Source organism: Photobacterium sp. R1, assembly GCF_054600795.1.
The window spans coordinates 19,892-41,572 of sequence record NZ_BAAHZP010000004.1 but is presented as its reverse complement, the minus strand read 5'-3'; the positions used below and the strand labels follow the sequence as shown (position 1 = coordinate 41,572).

Below are 21,681 nucleotides of genomic sequence, written 5' to 3'. Positions count from 1 at the left end.
TACTCCTTACAGTTCAATCATTTCCAGTTGCACATCGCTGTGCTGAATGAAATCCGCTTTATCACGGCAAGAATTCGTGGTGTAAATGGTGTCGATCAGGCCAGCAAAAACGGCCAGCCCCTGAGAAAAGATGCCGTGGGTCACATAGAGAGCAATGGACTTAGCCCCCTGCGCTTTCAGTACTTTCGCCAGTTCAATAAAGGTTCTGCCCCCATCACAGATGTCATCGGCGATCAGCACATCTTTTCCGCTGACCTCACCCAGCACCTGGGTTTGAAGGATTTCACCGGTTTTCAGATCACGGACTTTTTGCGCTTGAATCACTTCAGGCTCACCGCCAAAGTGCTCCGCGATTTTGACCGTTTTTTTGCTTGCGCCTGCATCCGGCGAAATCAATGTGAGTGCGCCGCTGCTCAGCTGTTGTCGCAGTTGCGGAAACTGTTCAATCAGGTTGACCTGGGCGATATTTTCGACCCTGTCCAGTAACGCCGGCACCACCTCGCTGTGGGCATCCCACACGGTGACTTTATTCAGATTGAGCTGGTTAATCAGGGATGCCATGACTTTCGCGCCGAGCGCTTCACCGGGCACACAGACCCTGTCCTGACGCGCATACGGGAAATACGGGATAAGCAATTCAATTGATATCCGTTCCATACACAGTCTTTTTAATGCATCAACGGCCATCAACAGACGCATTACCTGTGAGGAGTTCGTGACTCTGGCAATCACCTGTACTTTTTCGCTTTGAGCGAAATCCGATGGATTGAAACGGATGTGCTCTTCTCCTCCGGAAAAAGTAAAGGCTTCATATGCCACATCTTTTGTGTTTCCAGCGTGTTCATAACTGATGACTTTCATATCCCTCCACAAATAATGTCCCTAAGACACAAATAAGGTATCAAACAAAATCCCACCAATCAACAACTTTATGTCCTTAAGACACAATATATGATTTCCTTATGTATGACTCCTCTTCATTTGCCTGATTAACAAGATTTCGTTATTGTGTCGAAAAGACACAAAATAAGATTGTCATGGCGCTTGATTACGATTTAAACCAATACAAAAACCCACTGTTCACGGTGGACAGCGTGCTGTTTACAATTTTGCAGGGCAGCCTGAAAGTTCTGCTGGTGAAACGGGCGAACGCCCCTTTTCAGGGACGGTGGGGATTACCGGGCGGATTTGTGGATGTCGACTCAGACGACAATACCGATATGAGTGCGCTGAGGAAAATCAAAGAGAAAACCAGCGTTGCACCACAATATCTGGAGCAGCTGCAGGCATTTTCCGGGATCAACCGCGATCCGAGAGGATTCAGCGTGACGCTGGTGTATTACGCTTTAATTTCCCCGCAACACGCTGCGACACAAATCGACGCCGTCGATGACGTCAAGTGGGTAGATCTGGGTGAACTGCCCGATCTCGCCGTCGCATTTGATCACAAGCACATCATCGAAAAAGCCAAAGAGCGCTTACAGCAAAAGGCCCTGTATTCGATGATTCCCGTCTATTGTCTGCCCGAACAGTTCACCATCGGACAGCTCAAATCGGCCATTGAAGCGATCATTGCCAAGCCAATCCAGCGCAAGAGTCTGGTGAGAAGAATTGAGGCCTCAGGGATGTTCGAAGCCCTGGATGAGAAAGTGAAATCCGGCGGCCGACTGGCACAGCTCTACAAATTAAAACCGGATGTCGATATCGTGCATTTTGAGCGAAATCTCAGCCTGTAGCCTGAGGTGATATCCGTTGGAAGCGGGAAAAAGACTTTCTCCCTGATCTTCATGATGATCGGTCGCACTAAAAAAATCCCCCGACAAATCGGGGGATTTTTTTGCCACAGATGGAATCACTCTTCGTCGTCTTCACCCGACTCGAAATAAGTGCCCCAGCCGTCGTAATCAATGTTGTATTTCTGTGCCAGTTCCACCAGCTTCAGAACCTGCTCATCGATCAGCTCAGCATCCAGTGCAGATTCCATCACGGCATCAAAACAGACTACTTTACCGCCGCCGTCTTCCGGATCCAGCTCAAGCTCTTCAGCATCCATCACTTCGTAGCCCATTTTAAATGCTTCTGCAGCAGCACCTTCCAGTTGCGCAAAGGTATCAGCGGAGAAGTGGTGCTCAATCGAATACAGCGCGTCCGGATCACTGCCATCTTCCAGCAGGGACTCGATAATCTCGCGAGTCTCTTCCTTCTGCTCTTCAATCAGTTCTGCGTAAGACATAGGGTCTCTCCAAGTAGGGTCTGACGACCTGAGTATGTACAAAATCGGCCGCCAATATGGCACGGATCACCATGAATTTCCATCTTCTCCCCGCCCTTTTCTTTCCCGGGTTTCATGACCGTTACCAGACCGGGCAATCCAGCACGGACCGACCGCGCTTTTTTCCGGCTTTTCAGCTGACTTTTACGATTGACACGAGCATATATAATTTCATATTTTATGGGTAATTATTCACAAATAACGTATTTACATACATAACGCAGCGATCAGTGTTCGCTGAAGTCATGAACACGAGGACGAGATATGGCATTTAATCTGCGCAACCGGAATTTTCTCAAGCTGCTGGATTTCACCCCACGCGAAATCGGGCACCTGCTGACACTTTCCGCAGAACTGAAAAAAGCCAAATATACCGGCCACGAGCAGCCGCGCCTGAACGGCAAGAATATTGCCCTGATATTTGAAAAATCCTCGACCCGTACCCGCTGTGCCTTTGAAGTGGCGGCTTTTGATCAGGGCGCCCGTGTCTCCTATCTCGGACCGTCAGGCAGTCAGATTGGTCATAAAGAATCAATGAAAGACACCGCCCGGGTGCTGGGCCGGATGTATGACGGCATCCAGTACCGCGGTTTCGGACAAGATATCGTCGAAGAGTTGGGGCAATACGCTGGTGTACCGGTCTGGAACGGTCTGACCGATGAATTCCACCCGACGCAGATCCTGGCTGACTTTCTGACGATGCAGGAACACATCCCGGAGAAACCGCTGCAGGAAATCAAATTTGCCTATCTGGGCGATGCGCGGAACAACATGGGCAACTCCCTGATGGTGGGTGCGGCAAAAATGGGGATGGATATCCGTCTGGTTGCGCCGGAAGCCTACTGGCCGGAAGAGACACTGGTTAAACAATGCCTTGAAATTGCAAAGGAAACCGGCGCACGTATCACCCTGACCGAATCGGTTGAGGAAGGTGTTCAAGGATGTGACTATCTCTACACGGATGTGTGGGTCTCGATGGGTGAAGCGCCGTCTGCCTGGGATGAACGGGTGAAGGATCTGCTGCCTTACCAGGTGAATTCATCCACGCTCAAAGCAACCGGCAATCCCAGCGTCAAATTCATGCACTGCCTGCCCGCGTTTCATAATGATGAAACCACCGTCGGGAAGGAAGTGGCAGAAAAATACGGCCTGTCCGGGCTGGAAGTAACTGAATCCGTCTTTGAGTCGGCACATTCGATTGTTTTTGATCAGGCAGAAAATCGGATGCACACGATTAAAGCCGTGATGGTAGCAACACTGGGCAGCTAGCGAACATCCAACCGGGCAAACGCTTGCGCCCCAGAAAAATGACGGTATAATCCTCCGCAATTTGTCTGGAGAGAGCAAAAAATGGCCCTGATCGCAATGCAAAATCTGCAGCGACGCCGCCGGTTCACGGCGAGCCGTGCCGTTTTTGTTTCTCCGAAACCGAATCCACAAGCCTCCTGATCTCAGGGGGCTTTTTTTTACCTGTAACTCCGGACCAGACAGAGCTGAAGCAACTTGTTCCAGACCAAAGAGGGAAGCGCCATGGCGAATTCGCTATACCATAAGCACATTATTTCAATCCCCGAGCTTAGCCGCAGTGAACTCGAACTGATCGTTGAAACAGCCGCACAGCTGAAAAAGGAACCCAACCCAGAGCTGCTGAAACATAAAGTCATCGCCAGCTGTTTCTTCGAGCCATCGACCCGTACCCGCCTGTCGTTCGAAACGGCAATTCAGCGCCTGGGCGGCAGTGTGATTGGCTTTGACAGCGGCGGCAATACGTCACTGGCCAAGAAAGGCGAAACCCTGATTGATTCCGTGCAGGTCATCACCTCTTATGTCGATGCCTTCGTGATGCGTCACCCGCAGGAAGGCGCGGCCCGTCTGGCATCCGAGTTTTCCGGAAAAGTTCCGGTCATCAACGCGGGCGACGGAGCGAACCAGCACCCGACCCAAACCCTGCTGGATCTGTTCAGTATTGCTGAAACTCAAGGCCGGCTGGACAATCTCAATGTCGCCTTTGTCGGTGATCTGAAATACGGCCGTACCGTCCACTCTCTGACGCAGGCACTGTCGAAATTCAACAACATCCGCTTCTTCTTTATCGCACCTGAAGCGCTGGCGATGCCGGATTACATTTGCGAAGAGCTGGACGAAGCCGGCATTCAGTACAGCCTGCATACGCAGATGGAAGAAGTGATCCCTGAACTGGACATCCTCTATATGACCCGGGTGCAGAAAGAACGCTTCGATGAGTCGGAATATGCCCACATGAAGGCGGCTTATATTCTGAATGCAGACATGCTTGCCAATGCGCGGGAAAACCTGAAAGTGCTGCATCCGCTGCCACGGGTTGATGAGATCACCACAGATGTGGATACCACCCCGCACGCCTATTATTTCCAGCAGGCAGAAAACGGGGTCTATGCCCGTCAGGCACTGCTGGCACTGGTGCTGAACCCAAATCTTTAAGCAGGAGATACCATCATGACAAAAGATACCCAACTTCAGGTTGAAGCGATCAAAAACGGCACTGTCATCGACCATATCCCTGCCAATATCGGCATCAAGGTCCTGCGTTTGTTCCAGCTGCACGAAGCCAAAGAAAAAGTGACCATTGGTCTGAATCTGCCCTCTTCCGTTCAGGGCACCAAGGATCTGATCAAAATTGAAAATGTCTTCCTGAATGAAGAGCTGGCCAATCAATTGGCGCTGTATGCCCCAAAAGCCACGGTCAATCAGATTGAAAACTATCAGGTGGTGAAGAAGCTGACGCTGTCACTGCCTGCCCAGATCAACGCGATCTTCAAGTGCCCGAACTCAAACTGCATCACCCACAATGAGCCGGTTGACAGCAGTTTCAGAGTTCTGACCAAACATGAAGAAGTCCGTCTGAAGTGCAAATACTGTGAAAAAGTCTTTGCACGCGATATCGTCACCGATTACCACTGATTGTCCGCCCATCTCCGATGACAAAACTGAGAAAGCCGGCTCACCTCTGAGCCGGCTTTACTGTTTTTACAGCCTTTTGACTCCTCAGCCCCGCCATTCTCAGTTCAACAACATTGTCTCGTCAGTCTGCTCCCTAGACTCAGAAAAAACGCCACGCATCGTTGACTTCCATCAGGTCATTCCGCTGCGTTTCTTCTGGGGTTTCACGTTTTCGTCCTGTGTCACAGGCACTGAAGCAGGGACATTCAATGAATTGGAATGCGCAGTATTGTCATCTTTTACTGAAAAAATGGGCAGGTAAACTGTTTGCCGGGGTTCTGGCTCTGGGGCTTGTCAGTTGTATCATGACCAATGGTGAGGTTTCTCAGGCACCGACACATGCTGCCAATCAGCAGGTGGTGATCGGTGTGCCCATCCTGCTTGGCGGATTCGGTTCGTCAGTCCCGATTACACCGCATCTTCAGGTCACGGCCAAACATGTCGCCCGCTATTCCTGGAACCGGGATGTGATTTATCATCCGCTCTGCGATCTGGCGCTGATCCGGACCGATTCCGCCAGCGTGCCAACCTGGGGACTGATTTACCCGGATCAGGATGTCACTCATCTGGGACATTCCCTGCTGGGGAACAGCATTCAGGGCCAGGGCAAATACCTGCAGGACGTCATTGATACCAACACCCAGTGCCTGTACTCACTGAGTGATGCCCCAGTGATGTCCGGTATGAGCGGCGGCCCGGTGCTGAATGACGCCGGCGAGGTCGTCGGGATCACAGTCGCCATCGTGAACAATCCGGAAGATCTGAAAAACCTGCGTCCGGCTCTCCGCTACAGCCAGTTTATCCCGGCCACCCTGATCTTCGACTGGCTGGCCGAGCTAGGGATCACGCCCACATCCGCCAGTCATGACCTCGCCAGTATCGAAGTCTCTCCTTATGTCCGACGCATCAACCGTAACACCGATGTACCGGACGCACTGGGTCTACCTCACAATCCTGAAACCGCAGCATTCCGGCCCGCGCCTGCCCCGGTGTCCGAGTCCCGTCCGACCCCGTCACCGCTCAGCAGCTTCCAGACTCAGGTGACAGGGACCTTCCCCGTAACCACAAATGACAGTAAAGATGTCGCCCTGAAAGCAGACGCACCAGCGGATTATCAGACAAGCGATGCTGACAAGTCTGATCCCGAAGTGATTCAAAACTCCCGGCTGGTCCCTGTTTTTCAGGAGTAAACCTTTTGACCTGCCAGAGAAGGCGTTGCACACTAGGGTTTGGTGACCCTAGCACCTTCACAATGAATCAATAAGGAACAACGATGACTCAAGTACTGCACACAGACAAAGCGCCTGCAGCAATCGGCCCATATGTTCAGGGCGTGGATCTGGGCAACATGGTTCTGACTTCCGGCCAAATTCCAGTGAATCCGGCGACCGGTGAAGTCCCGGAAGATATCGCGGCACAGGCACGTCAGTCTCTGGAAAACGTCAAAGCCGTTGTCGAATCTTCTGGTCTGAAAGTGTCAGATATCGTGAAAATGACCGTGTTTGTGAAAGATCTGAACGACTTCGGCACCGTCAATGAAGTGTATGGTCAATTCTTCGATGAAAACCATGCCCCTTACCCGGCGCGTTCTTGCGTTGAGGTTGCCCGTCTGCCAAAAGACGTGAAAATCGAAATCGAAGCCATTGCTGTACGCAAAGCCTGATTCCGGTCAATCCCCGGGCTCTGATGCAAAAATGCGGATTTAACAATGCAATGAAAGAAAAAGACGGGTCCGGCCCGTCTTTTTTTGTGCGCAAATTTTATGGACGGAGTGATTCCAGCGTATGCTTATAGACTTCACTGAACCAGGCCGTAAAAGTTTCAGGGGATTGCGCCAGGCAAGCGGAGAGTTCCGCCTCTGGCCACCAGCGGTAAGCCATCACTTCATCCGCATTGGGCGCTAGAGCCAGAACCGGCGTTTCTGCAACCAGAACATAATCCAGTTCATGCTCAACTAAATCGTTATCCAGCGCTGCGCGGTAAATAAATCGGGCCACTTCCTCAAAGCTCGTCACGTCCTTGATCCCCAACTCTTCGTCCAGACGCCGTGATGCGGCCTGTTGCAGGCTTTCTCCCTCACGCGGATGAGAGCAACAGGTATTGGTCCACAAGCCGCCACTGTGGTACTTCCCCATCGCCCGCTGCTGCAGCAGAAACTCTCTGCCTGTTGCGGTTTCCCGGTACAAAAGCACCGAGAAAGCAAGATGCAACAAACCGTCCCGGTGAGCCTGCATTTTTTCAGCCAGCCCCAGATGCTCACCGGCCTGATTCACCAATATCACAAATTCCCGGCTCATGACTCACCTTTTCTGACGACAAAAACAAAGACAGGCCCAATGGCCTGTCTTCCTGACAATACAATCCGTGAAACGATTATTTGGCGGATCGGGCCGCAGCTTCAGCATTCAGCTCATCCAGCTTCGCGACCATCAGATCACGGCAACGCTCTGACAGCTCACGAATGTCTTCTTTGGTCATCCCTTCGGTCAAAACCGGTGGCATCACTTCAACAATCACCACACCATTGTTCCAGCGATTAAACTTTACATGGTCTGTGGTGCTGCACACAATCGGGACGACGGGTACGCCGGCACCAATCGCAGCATGAAACGCACCGGTTTTAAATGGCAGCAGACCACGGCCACGGGAGCGGGTTCCTTCCGGAAACATCCACACCGATACCTTTCGTTCTTTAATCTTTTCAACAACCTGTCCGATCGTCCCCATGGCTTTACTGCGGTTCGCGCGGTCAATCAGAATGTTGCCGGTCAGCCAGTACAGCTGGCCAAACAAAGGCATCCACAGCAGGCTCTTTTTACCGACCGTTACGGTACGCGGCAAAACTGCACCGGCAATGGTGAACAGATCGTAGTTATTCTGGTGGTTGCCGATGTGCACGCTCGGGCCGACTTCTTTGGCTGCATCTGCCACACGTAATTCCAGCCGAATGCCTAGGATACGGGACATTTTCGCGAATAAACGGGCAAACGTGTGAACATGTTTCGGGTTACGCGGGCTCAGCAGGCAATAACCACAACCGAACACAAACATGACGATGGCAAACAGCGCAAGTGCCAACAGTCGAAATACAGCAATCATCAAATTCTCCTCAGCGTACAAGCGTGCGCTAGTATACCCAGTCAAAGGGAAATTACATCCATAAAACGGCTTTTTTGTCGGATCCTGACACCAGTTCAAATGCCCCGGAGAAACAAAACAGGCCTCAGAAATGAGGCCTGCTTCATCACTTACAGCTCAGGGTGATCATCAGAGTTGATCATCGTCCTGATCCGGAGAGGTCATTTCATAGCTGGTGACCCGCTGCAGGCCACGCGGCAGCATCGCCCCGCGACGTCCGCGCTCACCGATGAAGTTCTCCAGATCCGCAGCTTTCAGTCCCAGCTTACGCTTACCGGCATACAGCGTCAGCTCACCGCCTGCTGGCAGTACCAGCAGATGCGACAAGAACTCTTCCCGAGATTTGGCTCGGGCAGCCGGAATATTGATGATCTTATTCCCTTTCCCTTTACCCAGCTGTGGCAGATCCTGGATCGGGAAGACCAGCATCCGGCCTTCATTGGTGATTGCCAGCACCTGATCTGATTTCAAATCCGAGATCGGCTGTGGCGGCATCACTTCACATTCAGCCGGAACACTCAGCAGCGCCTTACCATTCCGGTTCTTAGAAATCATGTCGCTGCCTTTACAGACAAAACCATAACCGGCATCAGACGCCATCAGCCAGTATTGCTCATCTTCCGGCATCAGAACCTGCCGTACACTGCTGCCTGGGGTAATGTTGAGACGACCGGTAACCGGCTCACCCTGACTGCGCGCAGACGGCAGCGAATGAGATTCCAGCGCATAACTTCGGCCGTCGCTGCCAATAAAGACGGCTGGCTGATTGCTTTTTCCGCGAGCGTGGCTGAGATAGCTGTCACCCGACTTATAATTCAGCGTGCTCGGATCCACCTCATGGCCTTTGGCATGACGAACCCAGCCCTTGTCAGACAACACCACGGTAATCGCTTCACTCGGAAGCAGATCGCGCTCAGTCATCGCCTTGGCTTCAGCACGCTCGACCAGCGGCGAGCGACGGTCATCACCGTATTTCTCAGCGTCGGCCAGCAGTTCTTTTTTCAGCAGGGTGTTCATGCGACGTTCAGAGCCCAGCAGCTGTTCCAGCTTCTCGCGCTCTTTATTCAGTTCGTCCTGCTCACCACGGATCTTAATCTCTTCCAGTTTGGCTAACTGGCGTAATTTAATCTCAAGAATCGCTTCCGCCTGAGTCGCACTCAGCCCGAAACGGCTCATCAGTTCTGCTTTCGGATCATCCTCAGTACGAATGATCTCAATCACTTCATCGATGTTGAGATAAGCAGCCAGCAAACCTTCCAGAATGTGCAGGCGGGCCAGCACTTTGTCCAGACGGTGCTGCAGACGGCGACGCACCGTCTCACGACGGAAGGTCAGCCATTCAGACAGAATCGTCACCAGACCTTTCACCTGCGGGCGTCCGTCCAGACCCAGCATATTCAGGTTGACCCGGAAACTTTTCTCCAGATCAGTCGACGCAAACAAATGCTCCATCAGTTGATCGCAGTCTACGCGGTTCGAGCGCGGCACGATCACAATCCGGGTCGGGTTCTCATGGTCCGACTCATCACGCAAGTCTTCCACCAGCGGCAATTTCTTCGCCCGCATCATCCCGGCAATCTGCTCCAGCAGTTTCGAACCGGAGACCTGATGCGGCAGCGCGGTGATAATGATTTCACCGTTGTCCTTGCTCCACACCGCACGCATTTTCACGCTGCCTTTCCCGGTGCGGTAAATCTTTTTCAGATCCTCTTTCGAAGACGTAATTTCCGCTTCCGTCGGATAATCCGGACCTTTGACGAACGTCATCAGCTCGTCCAGATCAGCATTCGGATGTTCGATCAGATGCACCACGGCATTGGCGACTTCACGGGCATTATGCGGCGGAATATCGGTTGCCATACCCACGGCAATCCCTGTGACACCATTGAGCAGGATGTGCGGCAGACGGGCCGGCAGCATCAGGGGTTCTTTCATGGTGCCGTCAAAGTTCGGGCCCCACTCGACCGTGCCCTGACCCAGCTCACTGAGCAGCACTTCAGAAAAACGTGACAGGCGCGATTCGGTATAACGCATGGCCGCGAACGATTTCGGGTCATCCGGTGCACCCCAGTTCCCCTGGCCGTCAACCAGCGGATAACGGTACGAGAACGGCTGCGCCATCAAAACCATGGCTTCATAACAGGCCGAGTCACCGTGCGGGTGATACTTACCCAGCACGTCACCCACGGTCCGAGCCGATTTCTTGTATTTGGCTGTGGCACTCAGACCCAGCTCAGACATTGCGTAAATGATCCGGCGCTGTACCGGTTTCAGGCCATCGCCGATAAACGGCAGGGCCCGGTCCATGATTACGTACATGGAGTAATTCAGATAGGCATCTTCAGTAAACTTTCGCAGCGGAAGCTGCTCGATACCTTCCATTGAGACATCAGTCATGGTGCTAAATCCGTGTTGTCCTCATTCCTGCCGGTCTGCCCGGCAGGAGGAAATCAGTCATGGGGTCGTCGGCTTACACGTCGACTTCGGCCAGATCACCTTTGGTCTGCAGCCAGCTGCGGCGGTCTTCAGAACGCTTTTTACACAGCAGCATATCCATCATCTGGTTGGTCTGCTCGTCGTCATCAATCGTCAGTTGCACCAGACGACGGGTATTCGGGTCCATCGTGGTTTCACGCAGCTGCATCGGGTTCATCTCACCCAGACCTTTGAAGCGCTGGACATTGACCTTTCCGCGCTTGCCGCTTAAGCGATCAAGAATGCCTTCTTTTTCAGCTTCATCCAGCGCGTAGTAAACCTCTTTGCCCAGATCGAGCCGGTACAGCGGCGGCATCGCAATATAAACGTGACCGGCGCGCACCAAGGCTTCAAAGTGCTTCATAAACAGCGCACACAGCAGGGTTGCGATGTGCAGACCATCCGAGTCAGCATCCGCCAGCACGCAGATTTTACCGTAGCGCAGGCCACTCAGATCATCACTGTCCGGGTCAATACCCAGCGCGACGGAAATATCGTGTACTTCCTGCGAGGCCAGTACCTGATCAGCAGAAACCTCCCAGGTATTCAGGATTTTACCGCGCAACGGCATGATGGCCTGATATTCACGGTCACGGGCCTGTTTGGCGGAACCGCCGGCCGAGTCCCCCTCCACCAGGAAAAGTTCGGTTCTTCTGAGATCCTGCTGCGAACAGTCAGCCAGTTTACCCGGCAGCGCCGGACCACTGGTGACTTTCTTCCGGACCACCTTTTTACTCGCACGCATCCGGCGATGGGCGTTGGCGATACAGATTTCAGCCAGTTGCTCCGCAATTTGCGGACGCTCATTCAGCCACAGACTGAAGGCATCTTTCACCACTCCGGAAACAAACGCAGCACACTGGCGAGACGAGAGGCGCTCTTTGGTCTGACCGGCAAACTGCGGATCCTGCATCTTCACTGAGAGCACATAAGCACAGCGGTCCCAGATATCTTCTGCCGTCAGCTTCACGCCGCGCGGCAGCAGATTTCGGAATTCACAGAATTCACGCATCGCATCCAGCAGGCCCTGACGCAGCCCGTTCACATGGGTGCCGCCCTGAGCCGTCGGGATCAGGTTGACGTAGCTTTCGGTAAGCAGCTCGCCGCCTTCCGGCAGCCAGACCACCGCCCAGTCAGCCGCTTCATTCTGACCGGAGAACACACCGGTAAACGGCGCTTCCGGCACTAACGGGTATTCTTTGACGGCTTCAAACAGATAATCGTTCAGGCCGTCTTCATAGCACCAGCGCAGTGTTTCGTTGGCAATCTTGTCGGTAAAGACGATTTCAAGACCGGGACACAGCACGGCCTTGGCTTTCAGCACGCTCTTCAGGCGACTGACCGAGAATTTCGGGCTGTCGAAGTATTTGGCATCCGGCCAGAAATGAACCCGGGTACCTTTGGCCCGACGGCCACAGGTATCAATCACTTCCAGTTCACTGACTTTGTCACCGTTCTCAAACGCGATCTGATAGACCTGACCGTCGCGCTTGACCGTGACTTCCACCCGTGTAGACAGGGCGTTCACCACGGAGATACCCACCCCGTGCAGCCCCCCGGAGAACTGGTAGTTTTTATTGGAGAATTTACCCCCGGCATGGAGTTTACACAGGATCAGTTCGACCCCTGATACCCCTTCTTCCGGGTGAATATCCACCGGCATCCCCCGGCCGTCATCGATTACTTCGAGCGACTGATCCTCATGCAGGATCACTTCGACTTTCCTGGCATGGCCAGCCAGTGCCTCGTCGACACTGTTGTCGATTACTTCCTGGCCCAGATGGTTCGGCCGTGCCGTGTCGGTGTACATGCCGGGGCGGCGGCGAACCGGCTCCAGGCCGTTCAGAACCTCAATGGCTCCGGCGTTATAGCTTTGGTCTGTCATAGATTCGGAAAGTTACGAGAAAATGTTGCCACAATAGTCAGTAACCTCAGCCTTGATGTCAAGCTGAGGCTGGCTGAGACCTGATGAATCATGCGTGCCCCAGAGCACGCTGCGAAACAGTTATAAACCTAAAAAGCGGACGATATCGGCGGGATAGCGATTAAATCCGATGAAACTGTGATCCCCTTCCGGTTCTACCGTCTGACGACAGGCTGCGTATTTTTCCACCGCCTGGCGGTAATCGAGCACTTCATCCCCTTCCTGCTGCAGCAACCACAACAGTTCGGGATGACTCAGTTGCCCGATCTCCAGCGCTTTCAGCTCATCCATATGATGCGGCGCCAGGGAATACACTTCGTCAGTATAGGGGTTCATCTGCTCACCCAAGTAATCCATCAACAGTTCAAAAGGCTTCACGGCGGGATTCACCAGCACCGCAGGTAATCCGTGTCGCTGGCTGAGCCAGGTCGCCAGATAGCCGCCCAGAGAACTGCCGACCAACCCAATCCGGTATGTCGGCTTCAGATGAGTAACTAATGTATCAATAAACTGCGCTGCCTGGCTTGGATAGCAGGGCAGTTGTGGGATCTCGACCCGGATGTCCGGGCGCTCAGCCCGGCAGTAATCCGCCATCTGCTGAGCTTTCATCGATTGGGGAGAACTGTTGAAACCGTGAAGATAAAGCAGCAGTGCGTCCATCAGTAACCCGCCGCATCAAACTGGGGTGAGAAAGAACGCTTGCGTACCCGCTCGATCCGGGTGTCAATTTCACCGGTTGGCATCAATGCCAGCCAGCGCCAGCCCGGATTCGACTGGTCCAGTGCAAAATCATGGGAATCAGGCATAAACTGAATACAGGTCGACGGTGTTGCCAGCACGCGGACGCCCTGATGCAGCACATCCAGCTCCTGATGAATATGGCCGCACAACACAGCTTTCACTTGCGGAAAACGCGAAATCACCTGCCAGAACGCCGCATTGTTTTTCAGCTGATGCTGATCCAGCCAGCGGCTGCCGGCCGGCAGCGGATGGTGATGCAACAGAACCAGTGCGTGACGGTCCGGCTCGGCAGTCAGCGCCTGCGCCAGCATCGCCAGCTGCGCCTCGCTCAGTTCACCGTGCGGCACACCAACAACCTGGCTGTCGAGCAAAATGACCTGCCAGTGCTCACCCGCCAGCACCTGATCACAGGCTTTGATCTGCGGGGAAGGCAGCACACTCTTCATACTTGGCTGATAATCATGATTCCCGGGTAACCAGAAGCATGGCTGTGCCCAGCGGCCGATCCCGTCGGCAAAGCGCTGATATGATTCCGGGGTGTGATCCTGAGAGATATCGCCGGTGGCGATAATGGCATCAAACGGACGTGACTGTGCCGCCACTTCATCAAGCACGGCATGAAAACTGTCTTTCGTTGCGACACCCAGCAGACTACCGGTCTCATCCGCAAATAGATGGGTATCGGTCAGTTGCAGCAACAGTACACTATCTGAATTTTTCTGCGGCAGAGAATAGGTCTGCAAAACGTCAAAACCTTGTTGAATAAAGTCGTTAATAAACCGATTGCTTACTCAGGCCATTCCTGAGGCAGTAAGCCAGCCAATCTCCCAAGAAGCGATTGACCTGATGTTTCTCATCTTTCTGGTGCATCCGCAAATTAGGGTAATCATACCTTGGCTTCAAACGCGAAATCTGCTGAATGGAACACACTTCTGCCACCCTGGCGTCATGGTATAAACGGACGGTAAAGGTCGGGATCAGGTAATCCGGCAAACCACTGTCGGTTTCCATTTTCAGCTGGATCAATGTCGTGTAGCGAGTTGACTCCAGAATACGCAGCTTATAATCATGGCTGCCAACCTGATAGGCGCACTCCTCCCCCACTGCCTCACTTTTTGGCAGCAATGGAAGCAGCTTCGCATAATTGGTTTCATATAACCGCATGATGCCTGCAAGATCGACGGTGTACCTTTTGTGACTCACTTCCCTTCCTTCGCCCATTCGGCCTGTAACTGCTGATAGTGTAGCTGCAACCATTGTAGCGCAATGATGCTGGCTGCATTTTCTATTTTACCAGACGTCACCCAGTCATAAGCCTGCTGGCGGCTGACCACATGAACGCGGATATCCTCACCTTCATCTTCCAGCCCGTGAATCCCCTGTGCAAGACGACTGTCGACACAACCGGCATACACACTCAGGGTTTCCGAACAGCCCCCGGAGCTGGACAAATAGCGGGTGATATAGTTCATCTGGCCGACATCCAGCCCGGCTTCCTCAACGGCTTCGCGGCTGACTACGGCTTCTGCGCTCTCACCCGGCTCGATCATGCCCGCAACAATTTCCATCTGCCAGGGCTGACAGTCCCCGGCCAGTGCCCCAATCCGGAACTGTTCAATCAGAACCACCTGATCCCGGACCGGATCATAGGGTAACAAAGCTGCGGCATGGCCCCGGTCCAGCATTTCCCGGGTCAGAGGCTGGCTCCAGCCACCGGCAAAGAGGCGATGGCGAAAATGAAAAGCCTTTAACCGGAAAAAGCCCTGATAACGCACTTCTTCCTCCGTGATTTCCACATCGGTCAGGCCCAGCGTTCCGGGACCATCGGTCAATTGCTCCGGCATTTGTATTCTCCTTCAGCGCAACGTCTTCACCGCTTAGTCGCCAGAAAGGCTCACATTCGGCCAAAACGCCATTTTTTCATTCATCCCAGTGATGAGGCAATGGGTAAACTCAACTTTTTTGATAAATGTTGCAGATTTTTTTAACCTGACGCGAAATTGAGCCATGATTCAGTATGAGACGATGGTAAGCTGTATGAACAACCGTGTCACACTTGTGAAAACTTGCTGAACCATCATAAATTTTTTCGCTATCATTGCGACATCACGTCAAAAAGATTGCAATTACAATCAAGTAAAAGCGTGTTCTATGGTTAGAATTGCGCAAAAAAATCACAATTGATCAGTTTCAAGCAAGGTATCATCAGGTAAACTGAACGTTGCACATTATTTGTCAGGACTTCAGGAAAAGCATTCATGAAAAAATTGCTTCCGCTATATCTCGGCCTAGCACTGGGTGGACTCAGCCCTTTTGCGATGGCTGACGATCTTGCCGATATCTACGAACAGGCCAAACAGAACGACCCTCAGCTGCTCCGGGCCGCGGCTGATAAAGATACCGCTTTCGAAGCGATTAATTCATCCCGCAGTGCACTGTTGCCAGAAATCAATCTGACTGCCGGTTTACAGGCAACCCGTCTGGATTCCAAAGATGAAGGATTCAAAGGCGGCCTGAGTCTGACTCAGTCCCTGTATAACCGTGCAAGCTGGGTCAACCTGGACATCAGCGAAAAGCAGGCCCGTCAGACGGATGCCAGCTATGCTGCAACCAAGCAAAGCCTGATTCTGCGTGTATCCACCGCTTATTTCTCTGTACTGAGAGCCATGGACGATCTGGAATTCGTCCGTGCCGAAAAGGCCGCAGTCGGCCGCCAGCTGGAGCAGACTAAGCAGCGTTTTGAAGTCGGACTTTCCGCGATTACAGACGTGCATGATGCACAGGCTCAGTATGACAGCGTCCTGGCTGATGAAATCCTGAAAGAAAACGCGCTGACCAACAGTTATGAAGACCTGCGTGAAATTACCGGTCAGGCGCATAAAGATCTGCTGGTGCTGGATACCCAGCGTTTCTCGGCCAGCCGCCCGAATAACGCAGTTACAACTCTGCTGACCAATGCAGAAAGTCAGAACCTGAACCTGCTCAATGCCCGTATCGCGCAAGATGTTGCCCGCGATCAGATTGCACTGGCAGAATCAGGACATCTGCCAACCCTGAGCTTTGATGCGGGTTACAGCTACGACGAGATGCAGCAGGGCGGCAACATTGATCAGGGCATCCTGAGTGCCGGTATTAACCTGAAACTGCCGGTTTACACCGGCGGCCGGGTTACATCTGAAGTAAAACAGGCTCAGTACTCCTATGTTTCAATCAGCGAAACGCTGGAAGAAACCTATCGTGGTGTGGTGAAAAATGTCCGCGCTTCCTATAACAACATCAATGCTTCGATTGGTGCCCTGAAGGCCTACGAACAGTCTGTCGTTTCAGCCCGTTCAGCCCTGGAAGCGACTGAAGCCGGTTTTGACGTGGGTACACGGACGATCGTTGACGTACTGGATGCAACCCGCCGTCTGTACGATGCCAACCGGCAGTTGTCCAATGCCCGTTATGATTACATCCTGAGCCAGCTGCAACTGAAGCAGGCTGTCGGTTCTCTGAATGAACAGGACATTCTGGATGTCAATCAGGGTCTGATCCCGGCCAAGAAGAAATAATTCGGAACTCCGATATCCGATACAAAAAAAGCGCCTTGAGGGCGCTTTTTTATTGTGTGCACAATGCGTTGGCGGCAGTTAACCTTTACCGCCGCGGATCGCTTCAATGATTTCCGTGGTTGAGCAACCGTCCTCGAAATTGAGTACACGGACTTCGCCACCATTCGCAATCACTTCACGGCCACCGGCAATCTGCTCTGGTTTGTAATCACCACCTTTCACCAGCAGGTCCGGCAGGATTTCGCTGATCAGACGCTGTGGCGTTTCCTCGGTAAAAGGCACCACCCAGTCCACCGCAGCCAGACCCGCCAGCACGGCCATCCGGCGATCTTCCGGATTCACCGGACGTCCCGGACCTTTCAGCGCACGGACAGAACTGTCAGCATTCACCGCGACAATCAGACGATCTCCCAGCTTGGCCGCTTCGTTCAGATAAGCAACATGACCGGCATGCAGGATATCGAAGCAGCCATTCGTCATGACCACTTTCTCCCCCCGTGCCTTCGCTGCATTCATCGCCAGCTTCAGCTGACTCTCGGTCATCACACCAAAGCCACTGTCCTGACTGCCGTGAATTGCATTGGTCAGTTCAATTGTCGACAGTGTGGAGGTTCCCAGTTTACCCACCACAACACCTGCTGCGGCATTCGCCAGCTTACAGGCATCCGACAGGGATTTGCCCGCCGCCAGCGAGGCAGCCAGGACCGAAATCACGGTATCACCGGCACCGGTCACATCATAAACTTCTTTTGCCTGCGTCGGCATGTGCAGCGGTTCCTGACCTTTTTGCAGTAAGGTCATTCCATGCTCGCTGCGCGTCACCAGCAGTGCTTCAAGTTCGTACTGGTCGATCAGGGCAAAACCTTTTTCCACCAGCGCTTCATCTGTGCTTGCCTTTCCGGCAACGGCTTCAAACTCAGACAGGTTTGGCGTCAGCATGGTCGCACCACGGTAACGCTCAAAGTCTGTGCCTTTCGGATCGATCAGCACAGGAACGCCGCTGCGACGACCCAGCTCAATCATGGCACGGACATGCTCCAGTGCACCCTTGGCATAATCAGACAGAATCATCGCTTTAACATTCGGCAGCGACTGCTCCAGACGCGGCAGGATCAGATCCGCATCCACATCATGGAAACCTTCTTCAAAATCGAGGCGGATCAACTGCTGACCACGGCTCATCACCCGCAGCTTGGTGATCGTCGGGTAATCCGGCAGGGAGACAAAGTCACAACGGACTTTCAGCGAGGACAGCTTTTCATTCAATGCACGCGCAGCATCATCAATGCCGGTCAGACCGACCAGACGCGCCTTGCCGCCCAGCGCTGCAATATTCATAGCCACGTTGGCCGCGCCGCCCGGACGTTCTTCAATCTGGTCCACTTTCACAACCGGAACCGGCGCTTCAGGTGAAATCCGTCCTGTCGGGCCAGTCCAGTAGCGATCGAGCATCACATCACCCACAACCAGCACACTGGCTTGGTCATAATCAGGCAGTGTCAGTTTCATTCTTCTCTCCGGAACGGTAAAAACTGCGAAATACTATCATAAAAGCCTGTACGGCATACACCGGGGGAATACCGCCGGGATCAGGTTAACACTCGATTACACCTGCGATGAAACCTCAAAAATTTGCTGCCACAGATGGGTGACCACATCGCGTTCCGCCGCGAATTCTCCCTCATCCACATAAGCATCCTGCCCCAGGAGGTTCAGACGATGAATTTCATCCCGCAGCGTACAGTACGCCTGAATCAGCGCCTGCGCCTGTTCGGGTGCCATCACGCCTTTGGCTGCCATCGTTTCAAACAGACGGATATTGTCAGACCAGCGGGTCAGCGCAGGCTGCTGGGCACAGTGACACAGCACCAGATACTGCGTGATGAACTCAATATCGGTGATCCCGCCCGGGTCTTGTTTCAAGCCAAACTGGCCCGCCTTTCTCCGGCCGAGATGCTGCCGCATTTTCTCACGCATCTCCACCACAGCCTGACGCAGCGTCTCAGCATCCCTGGGCTGAGAGAGGATCCCGGCTCGAACCTGATCGAAACCCGGTCTGAGCACATCGTCACCGTATACCATCCGGGCACGCACCAGTGCCTGATGTTCCCAGGTCCAGGCTTCGTTAGCCTGATATTCGGCAAATGCATCCAGCGGACTGACCAGCAGCCCGGAAGCGCCGGAAGGACGCAGCCGGATATCAACTTCATACAGCACACCGGATGCTGTCCGGGTTGAAAACAGGTGGACGATTCGCTGGGTCAGACGCAGATAGAACTGGCGGCCATCAATAGCCTTCTCACCAGTGGTATATACATCCGCCGGACAGTCGTGCAGGAACACCAGATCCAGATCAGAGCCGTACCCCAGCTCAATCCCGCCGAGTTTGCCGTAACCGATCACGCCGAATCCCGTGCCGCGACGCTCCGCCAGGTGCGACGGCTCACCATATTTGGCCACCATCTGCAGCCAGGCCTGTTTCACCACAGCGCCGATGATCGCCTCAGCCAGATAAGTCAGGTGATCACTCACTTTCATCAGCGGCAGCACCCCCGCGATATCCGCTGCAGCAATGCGCAAGAGCTGCGCCTGCTTGAACTGGCGGATCGCTTCCATCTGCTGCTCCATATCTTCTTCCGGGATCCGTGCCAGATATTCCTGCAGCTCAGCCTGATACTGATCCAGCGGCACCGGATGATAAAGGTGCTGCGGATCCAGCAGTTCATCGAGCAGAATCGGATACTGAGCCAGCTGCTCAGCCACCATTGAGCTGGCCGCACAAAGACGGACCAGATGATCCAGTGCGCCCGGATGTTCACTCAGCAGTTCCAGATACGTGGTCCGGGTCGCGATCCGGACTATCAACTGGCTAATCCGCGACAGCACCAGCGCGGCATCGTCCCGGGTGACGATACGGGCGAAGACTTCCGGCATCAGGCGTGCCAGTACCTCACGGCCACGCGGTCCGATCGTCCGCTTCGACAGTTCCTCTTTCAACCGGGTCAGCACTGCCACCTGATCTTCAATGTCTGGTGCTGCGACATCACTGAGTACCGCAACGAGCATTTCCTCATCTTCAATCAGAGTCCAGAGCTCGTGATAAGGCTGCGCCGCCGCATCATGACTGTCTTCCTCATCCGCGCCGACAATATCCTCAAACACCCGGTGAATGGCTGCCATGTGCCGGTGTATCTCTGCCGAGAGTGCCACCCAGTCGGCATAACCCATCGCCGTTGCCAGCCGGATCTGATCCAATTCCGTGTCCGGCAACGTTTGAGTCTGTTTGTCGTGAATGGCTTGCAGCAGATTTTCCAGACGGCGAAGGAAAGCATACCCCTGTGTCAGTTGCTCAACCTGTGTTTCAGGCAGCAACGTCAGCGCATTCACCGCCGCCAGCGTTTCTCTCAGCCCGCGCTGCCGCAATGAAGGCTCCCGCCCTCCCCGGATCAGCTGAAATGACTGCGCGATAAACTCCACTTCCCGGATCCCGCCGGGCCCCAGCTTGATATTGTTGGTCAGGCCGCGACGGCGGACTTCCGAACTGATCATAGACTTCATCCGCCGCAGCGACTGAATGGCACTGAAATCGATATAGCGGCGAAACACGAATGGCCGCAGCATCTGGCGGAGCGTCTGATAATGTTCAGCACTTTCGTCACCCATCACCTTCGCTTTGATCATGGCGTAACGCTCCCAGTCACGTCCCTGTTCCTGATAGTAATCTTCAAGAGCAGCGTAACTCATGACCAGAGGGCCGCTGTCGCCGAACGGGCGCAGGCGCATGTCGACCCGGTAACAGAATCCGTCGACCGTCTGCTGATCCAGCGCCTTGATCAACCGCTGACCGAGACGGGTAAAGAACTGGGCATTCGCCAGGCTGCGTCGTCCGCCCTGCGTTTCACCGTTTTCCGGATAGGTAAAGATCAGATCAATGTCAGATGAAAAATTCAGCTCGCCGCCACCCAGTTTGCCCATCCCCAGGATCAGCATCGGCTGAGGGACACCGTCCGCGCTGCATGGCGTTCCGAATTCCTGACAGCACTGGGCATAGAGCCAGTGATAAGCTTCCATAATCAGCGCTTCTGCCAGACGGGAAAGATGCGACAGGCTCTGATCCAGCGTTTCCCGCTGAGTAAAATCCCGCCAGGCAATCCAGACCATTTCGCGACGCCGGAAACCACGCAGCACCCGTAATAAAGCGGCCTCATCGGTTACAGCAGACAACAGTTCCCGCAGCGCTTCACGATAGCAGTCGGCACGCTCCGCCTGCTCCAGCTGTTGCGCCAGCCAGGGCAACAACGTGGGATCCTGAATCAACGAAGCCTGTATGAAATCGCTCAGCCCCAATACCTGATTCAGTTCGTCCTGCCATGTTGATGGCCATTGTGCCAGTTGATCAGGGTGCGCTTGCTGTAGCTTTTCCATCGCCCTTTCAGTGGCGTGTTGAAGGCGTGCGTGTGTCATATTCATTCCTTGGCAAGTGGTAAGGGCTGTCCACCCAACGTCGCAGTATTTGACATCTTCCGACTAAGATAACGGATCAGGGCATTGAGGCCCATCAAAAGAACGCCCACCAAATTGGCGGGCGCTGTCAGTCG

Annotated in this window: 19 protein-coding genes; 7 read left to right on the top strand and 12 right to left on the bottom strand. The window is 53.7% G+C overall.

What is annotated here, in order from left to right; all coding sequences use genetic code 11:
- Positions 1 to 6 precede the first annotated feature (6 nt).
- Positions 7 to 861 (bottom strand): ribose-phosphate diphosphokinase, encoded by an 855-nt coding sequence (gene prs, locus ACYP03_RS08145; RefSeq protein ID WP_459779199.1) that lies wholly within the window; start codon positions 859 to 861, stop codon positions 7 to 9.
- A 233-nt stretch (positions 862 to 1,094) separates the two neighbouring features.
- Between prs and ACYP03_RS08140 the strand changes: the two genes are divergently transcribed.
- Positions 1,095 to 1,736 (top strand): NUDIX hydrolase, encoded by a 642-nt coding sequence (locus tag ACYP03_RS08140; protein ID WP_459779198.1) that lies wholly within the window; start codon positions 1,095 to 1,097, stop codon positions 1,734 to 1,736.
- A 116-nt stretch (positions 1,737 to 1,852) separates the two neighbouring features.
- On the opposite strand, the gene rraB is transcribed toward ACYP03_RS08140, so the two are convergent.
- Positions 1,853 to 2,233: a ribonuclease E inhibitor RraB gene (gene rraB / locus ACYP03_RS08135; protein ID WP_459779197.1), complete on the bottom strand. Its 381-nt coding sequence runs from the start codon at positions 2,231 to 2,233 to the stop codon at positions 1,853 to 1,855.
- 303 nt (positions 2,234 to 2,536) lie between these two features.
- On the opposite strand from rraB, the gene argF reads away from it, so the two are divergent.
- From argF to ACYP03_RS08110, 5 genes are all read left to right on the top strand, one after another.
- Positions 2,537 to 3,541, top strand: coding sequence for an ornithine carbamoyltransferase (argF, locus tag ACYP03_RS08130; RefSeq protein ID WP_330960455.1), 1,005 nt, complete (start codon positions 2,537 to 2,539; stop codon positions 3,539 to 3,541).
- A gap of 261 nt (positions 3,542 to 3,802) precedes the next feature.
- On the top strand, positions 3,803 to 4,732 hold the full coding sequence (gene pyrB / locus ACYP03_RS08125; protein ID WP_330960454.1) for an aspartate carbamoyltransferase: 930 nt from the start codon (positions 3,803 to 3,805) through the stop codon (positions 4,730 to 4,732).
- 15 nt (positions 4,733 to 4,747) lie between these two features.
- Positions 4,748 to 5,212, top strand: a complete 465-nt coding sequence (pyrI, locus tag ACYP03_RS08120) for an aspartate carbamoyltransferase regulatory subunit (protein WP_248141473.1) — start codon at positions 4,748 to 4,750, stop codon at positions 5,210 to 5,212.
- Positions 5,213 to 5,460: 248 nt separating this feature from the next.
- Positions 5,461 to 6,441, top strand: coding sequence for a trypsin-like peptidase domain-containing protein (locus tag ACYP03_RS08115; protein WP_459779196.1), 981 nt, complete (start codon positions 5,461 to 5,463; stop codon positions 6,439 to 6,441).
- Between the two features lie 83 nt (positions 6,442 to 6,524).
- The gene (locus tag ACYP03_RS08110; protein WP_211647082.1) at positions 6,525 to 6,914 is read left to right on the top strand and encodes a RidA family protein; all 390 of its coding nucleotides are present in this window, start codon (positions 6,525 to 6,527) and stop codon (positions 6,912 to 6,914) included.
- A gap of 97 nt (positions 6,915 to 7,011) precedes the next feature.
- Here the strand turns inward: ACYP03_RS08110 and idi are convergent, their stop codons facing one another.
- The 8 genes from idi to nudF all read right to left on the bottom strand — a co-directional run bounded on the left by idi (position 7,012) and on the right by nudF (position 15,373).
- A complete protein-coding gene (gene idi, locus ACYP03_RS08105) occupies positions 7,012 to 7,548 on the bottom strand; it encodes an isopentenyl-diphosphate Delta-isomerase (RefSeq protein ID WP_459779195.1) in 537 nt (178 codons plus the stop codon).
- A 76-nt stretch (positions 7,549 to 7,624) separates the two neighbouring features.
- A complete protein-coding gene (locus ACYP03_RS08100) occupies positions 7,625 to 8,350 on the bottom strand; it encodes a 1-acylglycerol-3-phosphate O-acyltransferase (RefSeq protein ID WP_459779194.1) in 726 nt (241 codons plus the stop codon).
- Positions 8,351 to 8,518: 168 nt separating this feature from the next.
- Positions 8,519 to 10,786, bottom strand: a complete 2,268-nt coding sequence (gene parC, locus ACYP03_RS08095; RefSeq protein WP_459779193.1) for a DNA topoisomerase IV subunit A — start codon at positions 10,784 to 10,786, stop codon at positions 8,519 to 8,521.
- 73 nt (positions 10,787 to 10,859) lie between these two features.
- Positions 10,860 to 12,749, bottom strand: coding sequence for a DNA topoisomerase IV subunit B (parE, locus tag ACYP03_RS08090; RefSeq protein ID WP_459779192.1), 1,890 nt, complete (start codon positions 12,747 to 12,749; stop codon positions 10,860 to 10,862).
- 120 nt (positions 12,750 to 12,869) lie between these two features.
- A complete protein-coding gene (gene yqiA, locus ACYP03_RS08085; RefSeq protein WP_330960449.1) occupies positions 12,870 to 13,448 on the bottom strand; it encodes an esterase YqiA in 579 nt (192 codons plus the stop codon).
- A complete protein-coding gene (gene cpdA / locus ACYP03_RS08080; RefSeq protein ID WP_459779191.1) occupies positions 13,448 to 14,272 on the bottom strand; it encodes a 3',5'-cyclic-AMP phosphodiesterase in 825 nt (274 codons plus the stop codon). Before cpdA ends, yqiA begins: the two co-directional genes overlap by 1 nt.
- 28 nt (positions 14,273 to 14,300) lie before the next feature.
- Complete coding sequence (locus ACYP03_RS08075) at positions 14,301 to 14,750, bottom strand: DUF1249 family protein (RefSeq protein WP_330960447.1); 450 nt, start codon at positions 14,748 to 14,750, stop codon at positions 14,301 to 14,303.
- Positions 14,729 to 15,373, bottom strand: coding sequence for an ADP-ribose diphosphatase (gene nudF, locus ACYP03_RS08070; protein ID WP_459779190.1), 645 nt, complete (start codon positions 15,371 to 15,373; stop codon positions 14,729 to 14,731). The genes ACYP03_RS08075 and nudF overlap by 22 nt, the downstream gene beginning before the upstream one ends.
- Before the next feature lie 414 nt (positions 15,374 to 15,787).
- Between nudF and tolC the strand changes: the two genes are divergently transcribed.
- Positions 15,788 to 17,083: an outer membrane channel protein TolC gene (tolC, locus tag ACYP03_RS08065; protein ID WP_248141482.1), complete on the top strand. Its 1,296-nt coding sequence runs from the start codon at positions 15,788 to 15,790 to the stop codon at positions 17,081 to 17,083.
- A 78-nt stretch (positions 17,084 to 17,161) separates the two neighbouring features.
- Here tolC and hldE read toward each other — a convergent pair whose 3' ends face one another.
- Together hldE and glnE are read right to left on the bottom strand one after the other, a co-directional pair.
- Positions 17,162 to 18,592, bottom strand: a complete 1,431-nt coding sequence (gene hldE, locus ACYP03_RS08060) for a bifunctional D-glycero-beta-D-manno-heptose-7-phosphate kinase/D-glycero-beta-D-manno-heptose 1-phosphate adenylyltransferase HldE (protein ID WP_248141483.1) — start codon at positions 18,590 to 18,592, stop codon at positions 17,162 to 17,164.
- 96 nt (positions 18,593 to 18,688) lie between these two features.
- Positions 18,689 to 21,547 (bottom strand): bifunctional [glutamate--ammonia ligase]-adenylyl-L-tyrosine phosphorylase/[glutamate--ammonia-ligase] adenylyltransferase, encoded by a 2,859-nt coding sequence (gene glnE / locus ACYP03_RS08055; protein ID WP_459779189.1) that lies wholly within the window; start codon positions 21,545 to 21,547, stop codon positions 18,689 to 18,691.
- Positions 21,548 to 21,681: the final 134 nt, after the last annotated feature.